Raw genomic sequence first — 4,695 nt, 5'->3', positions numbered from 1 at the left:
CGACACGTCACCCTGTACGCGGACACCAACGTCACCGACGCGGTCCTGGACGAAGTCGCCGCCTGGCAGCACCGCCCGTTGGAGGCGTTCTACCCGGTGGTGTTCCTGGACGCGATCCACATCAAGATCCGCGATGGAGCCCACGTGAAGACCCGCGCTGCCCACATCGCGGTCGGGGTCGATCTTGAGGGCGTCAAGCACGTGCTCGGCATCTGGGTGCAGGCCAAGGAAGGCGCGGCGTTCTGGGCCAGCGTGTGCGCCGAACTGGCCAATCGCGGCGTCAAAGACGTCCTGATCGTGGCCTGCGACGGGCTGACCGGACTGTCCGAGGCGATTGCCGCGACCTGGCCTTTCGCCGAGGTGCAGACCTGCGTGGTGCACCTGATCCGGGCCTCGATGCGGTTCGTGTCCTACAGCGACCGCAAGAACGTGGCCAAGGCACTCAAGCCGATCTACACCGCCGCCAACGCCGAGGCCGCCAGAGCCGCACTGGAGGCCTTCGCCGAATCGCCGCTGGGCGCCAAGTACCCCACCGCCGTCAGGTCGTGGGAGGCCGCCTGGGAGCGGTTCATCCCGTTCCTGGCCTTCGGCCCAGCCACACGCAAGCTGATCTACACCACGAACTCGATCGAGTCGCTGAACTACCAGCTGCGCAAGATCACCAAGAACCGCGGGCACTTCCCCAGCGATGCCGCCGCGATCAAGCTGCTATGGCTAGCCATACGCAACATCGAGGACCGACGAGACCGAGAACGCGCCAAGGACGCTCAACGCCGAGCAGACGGCCACGCAGGCCCCCGGAAATCGATCCCCAGACTCGTCGAAGGCGCCACCATCCACGGTTGGCGAGCCGCACTGGCCGAACTCGCACTGGCCTACCCGGAACGCTTCGACCCCCACATGTGACAGACATCACTAACCAAAACTCACACAATTATCTTGACAGGCTCCACGAAGAGGCAGGCCAGACGCGACGTCATCAGCTACATCGAGGGGTTCTACAACACCCGACGGCGCCATTCAGCGCTCGGCTACAAGCGGCCGAACGAGGTGCACTACGCTGACATCCAGCCGGCGACGGCAGCGTAGAGAAACCATCAACTCCGCTGTCCGAAATCAGCGCGGCAGGTCATTCCGGTGCTCGATGGAATCGACCTGATGGAGCTGGTGCTCGTCGACTCACTCATGCCAGCTCAAAAGGACGCCAAACACTAGTTGCAAGCGAGCATGACTCAGGGCCGAGTTCCACGATCGGCTGAAACAGCGGCCTCCGCGCCACACTTGTTACCGCCATTTGTGACGTCGTGAGCGTGTCGCACACATTTCTGACGTCAGCCATGTCAGTTTTGACGTCATGGCGACCACACGTTCTGGGCCTGGCAGGCCAGCCTTGGGGGAGCGGACACGCATGACAGTCCGCGTACCTTCGGATGTTTACGACGCACTTCGGCGTGAAGCCAAGGCGCGCGGCATCTCTATGAACCAGTACGTAGCCGAAGTCGCTGCGGCACACCTCGGCATGCCCAAAGCCGTGTCGCATTTTGACGACCAGGAGGCGATTCCAGCGTGAGGTAGATCAGCTGTGTGACTGAAAACTAAAAATCATGCAGCCCATGAAATGACTGATCCCGGCTCACTGGCGAGTGGGCCGGGATCGAAAGTCAAGAGTTCGAGTTGCCGCTCAAACTCGGGTTGCTCACCAATTAGGAGAGCTGTGCTTCCAAGCACCTCTCAGGGTAGGTCATACCTTCCGGACGGTCCAGTCGATCCGGACGGCGTGTCTTGTTCTGATACCAGCAAAACTGCATCCCATCAGGTCAACACGTGGTGGGAGTCGGTGGCGTGTGTGTGGAGTCCGCGCCCGTATGTGCGGGTCGACCCGCGCAAAGCCCACACCTTCTCGACAACTCGGCGCTTCACCGACGGCGCCCCCGGCCCAGATGTGCCGTACGCGCTGCATCTGACAGACGAAGCCGGCCGTTTCCGCCTGCTTGCTCTGGACTTCGACGCCCATCACGCCGGCTCAACCGCCACTGCCGACCTCGCCGCCTGCACATCCGCTCTCACCGCCGCGGGGATCGAACATCTGGTGTGCTCATCTGGACCCGGCGGGGGATATCACGTCTGGATCCGCCTGAGCACCGCGATCTCACCGACCCGACTAGCGCCAGTAGTGGACGCATTCGCCGCCGCGTGGCCCTCACTTGACCGCGGCCCACTGGCGAACCCGCGCACCGGTTGTGTCCGCGCCCCGGGCTCACCCCACCGCTCCGGCGGAACCTCGGTACCCCTGGGCGACACCGACATTCATCCCGCATCGCTGCGTGCTCTCAAGCGGGCTGTCGAGCAGCTCGGCGCCCACCCTCATCCGGCCGCCGCGGCGAACCCGACGGTTGCCACCCTGCCCGTGCATGTCGATGTCGAAGGCCATCCGCATCTGGCCGGACCACGCCGCCCACTGCCCGCCAAGATCCGCGCCCTCTGCTCAACCCCCATCACCAGCAGCGGGGATGCCTCCGCGATCGGTTGGTCGATCGTGCTCGCGTGCGCACACGCCCGCATGCAGTACCGCGACCTCGCCAGAGCCGCCTTCACCGAGAACTGGCCCGGTCTGGAATTCCTGCGCACCCGCCGCACCGCAGGCGGCCGTACCCCCCGGCTGGACACCGAACAGGAGCTGGCTCGTCAGTGGGCCAAGGCCGTCACTGCCGCCAGCCACGCCACCCGCACCTCGTGCACTGCCAGCCCGGCCCGCCGCACCGCCGAGCGCACCGTCGCCGATCTGATCGCGCGCATGGAGGCCCAGCCCGAGCAGTGGCAGGGCAAAACCGGAGCGCAGAGCCGACTCGTCCTGCTCGCCCTGGCCGCACGCGTCCTCTCGGCAGCCTCCGAGGAGGTCCACTTCTCTGAGCGTGACTGGGCTCTGGCCGCCGGCCTGGTCAGGGACACCGTCGCTGACCGGCTTACCGATCTCGCCGACCGGGGCTGGATCCGCCGCACGCAGCGAGCAGTTGGCCCGTGGGCCGCGACCTGGCGGGTGGCTACCCGCGGGGGCGGGGAGACAGGAAGTGGCGCAGTATTTACTCCAGTCCTAGCGCAGCAACTTCATGAGGAACTGGAATGCGCTCGCGCCGACATCTGGCACGCCCGCCCTCTGGGTGTCCTGGGGATGCGGGTGTGGGACCTGCTCCGGACCGGGCGAGTATCGGTGGGGGAGCTGGCGACACGCTTGGGCGTGTGCGCGGCCACCGTGCGCAGCAAACTCCGTGCCCTGCAGTCCCTCGGTCTATGCACCGCCAGCGGGCGCGCCTACCAGGGGCGCTCCCGCCTAACCCGGGCCGCCGCCGCCGCAGGGGTGACAGGGGCCCACGCCGATCGGGTCCGCCTGTACCGCCTCCAATCGGCGGTATTCGTGTGGTGGTTCACCACCCGCTACCAGGCAGAAGACTCCGACGCGCTTGCCGAATGGGGGAGCTTCCCCAGCCCGGCCGAAGCCGAGCAGGTCCACCCCGTCGATATCGCCCTGGCCTACGGGGCCACCGCGACCGGGCCGCCGGTGGAGGCAACCACCTGGGGGGCAGCAATGGCCGCGCAAGATCGCCACCGCGAGCCAGACCCCGGTAGTTGGTGGGAACTGGTGGCCGCGGCCCGCGCTGCGCTGCCTGCGGCGGACGTGCTGGCCGCGCCCCATCAATGGGCCGCCACTGCCGCCTAACACCTCCAGTTGACCGCCTGCTCGAAGCGGACAAGTCACCAGAGGTCGGGAGAGGAGTCGGTCGTAGGTCCCCAGGGCGATCCGGTCGTCGAGTGGGTGTCCGGGCCGCTTTCTTCCTCTGCGGCCCGGTGGTCGAGGTAGGAGGCAGTGAAGTCGTCCACGTCCACCGAGGGCGCCTGGGCGGTGTCCTCGTCGGGCGAGGTCGTCAGTTCGTCGTGGGTGGCGGTGAGCCAGGCCGCGAGTTCGGCATCGCCAGTAGCGGTTGCCGGTGGGGGAGTGGGCAGAGCGCTTCGGTCTTGACCGGCGGCGGTCACGTGACGCAAGCGGTGGGCGATGACGGCACCGGGGGAGTCCGCGGTTTCGAGGTTCGCTGTGGCCTGCGTCCAGTGTTCGCGTGGGTCGCGGCCGGCTTTTGCCGCGTCGGTCCAGGCTTGGGCGATCGCCGCGTATTGGTCGGGATCTGCCTCGAGCTGGCGACTGTAGAGACGGGGGAGAGCGTCGGTGTATTCGGCCAAAGTGGCGCTGGTGAAGGCGTCGGCGGCCAGGTCGACGCCGTGCCGATACAGCGCTTCCAGACGCGCCGGGTCGGTGGCGTGGTCCATCTCTTCGCGCAGGGCCGCAGTGGCCGAGGCTTGGTGGGTGTCGCGCCGCAGAATGGTCGCCAGAACTTCCGAGGCGGTAGGTGCGTCCCGGTCGCCAGCCGAGTGCATGTGGGCATCTTCCGCCACGAAATCAACGACGGGCTCGCAGACGGCGTAGGCGCGGTTCTCTTGCTTGCCTCGGGTCATGGCGACATAGAGGCCGGCCCGGTCGACGGAGGTGTCCACCACGGCGTGGGTGGTCTCCACGGTGGCGCCCTGGGCTCGGTGGATGGTGGAGGCGTAACCCAGGTGGATGTTGTCTTGCGCGTAGCTGCCGGGTACGAGCATCTGCTCGTCGGTGTTGATATCTTGCACGGCCACCGAGCCGTCGCCTGTGAG

Annotated in this window: 4 protein-coding genes and 1 pseudogene; 4 read left to right on the top strand and 1 reads right to left on the bottom strand. The window is 66.8% G+C overall.

Annotation, left to right across the window (positions count from 1 at the left end):
* The 4 genes and pseudogenes from G6027_RS08845 to G6027_RS08830 form a co-directional block, all read left to right on the top strand.
* The coding region (locus tag G6027_RS08845) for an IS256 family transposase (protein ID WP_182636849.1) at positions 1 to 906 on the top strand (906 nt) is incomplete at its 5' end.
* 42 nt (positions 907 to 948) lie between these two features.
* Positions 949 to 1,089 (top strand): annotated as a pseudogene (locus G6027_RS08840) (IS3 family transposase); the annotation flags it as partial.
* A 319-nt stretch (positions 1,090 to 1,408) separates the two neighbouring features.
* Positions 1,409 to 1,570 (top strand): toxin-antitoxin system HicB family antitoxin, encoded by a 162-nt coding sequence (locus G6027_RS08835; RefSeq protein WP_119192862.1) that lies wholly within the window; start codon positions 1,409 to 1,411, stop codon positions 1,568 to 1,570.
* A gap of 276 nt (positions 1,571 to 1,846) precedes the next feature.
* Positions 1,847 to 3,715, top strand: a complete 1,869-nt coding sequence (locus tag G6027_RS08830; RefSeq protein WP_182636848.1) for a hypothetical protein — start codon at positions 1,847 to 1,849, stop codon at positions 3,713 to 3,715.
* Between the two features lie 35 nt (positions 3,716 to 3,750).
* On the opposite strand, the gene G6027_RS18770 is transcribed toward G6027_RS08830, so the two are convergent.
* Positions 3,751 to 4,644, bottom strand: coding sequence for a helicase C-terminal domain-containing protein (locus G6027_RS18770; protein WP_241726966.1), 894 nt, complete (start codon positions 4,642 to 4,644; stop codon positions 3,751 to 3,753).
* Between the last annotated feature and the right edge of the window lie 51 nt (positions 4,645 to 4,695).

The organism is Dietzia sp. SLG310A2-38A2 (assembly GCF_014145095.1).
Taxonomy (GTDB): domain Bacteria; phylum Actinomycetota; class Actinomycetes; order Mycobacteriales; family Mycobacteriaceae; genus Dietzia.
This window is presented reverse-complemented; position numbering and strand designations above follow the sequence as displayed.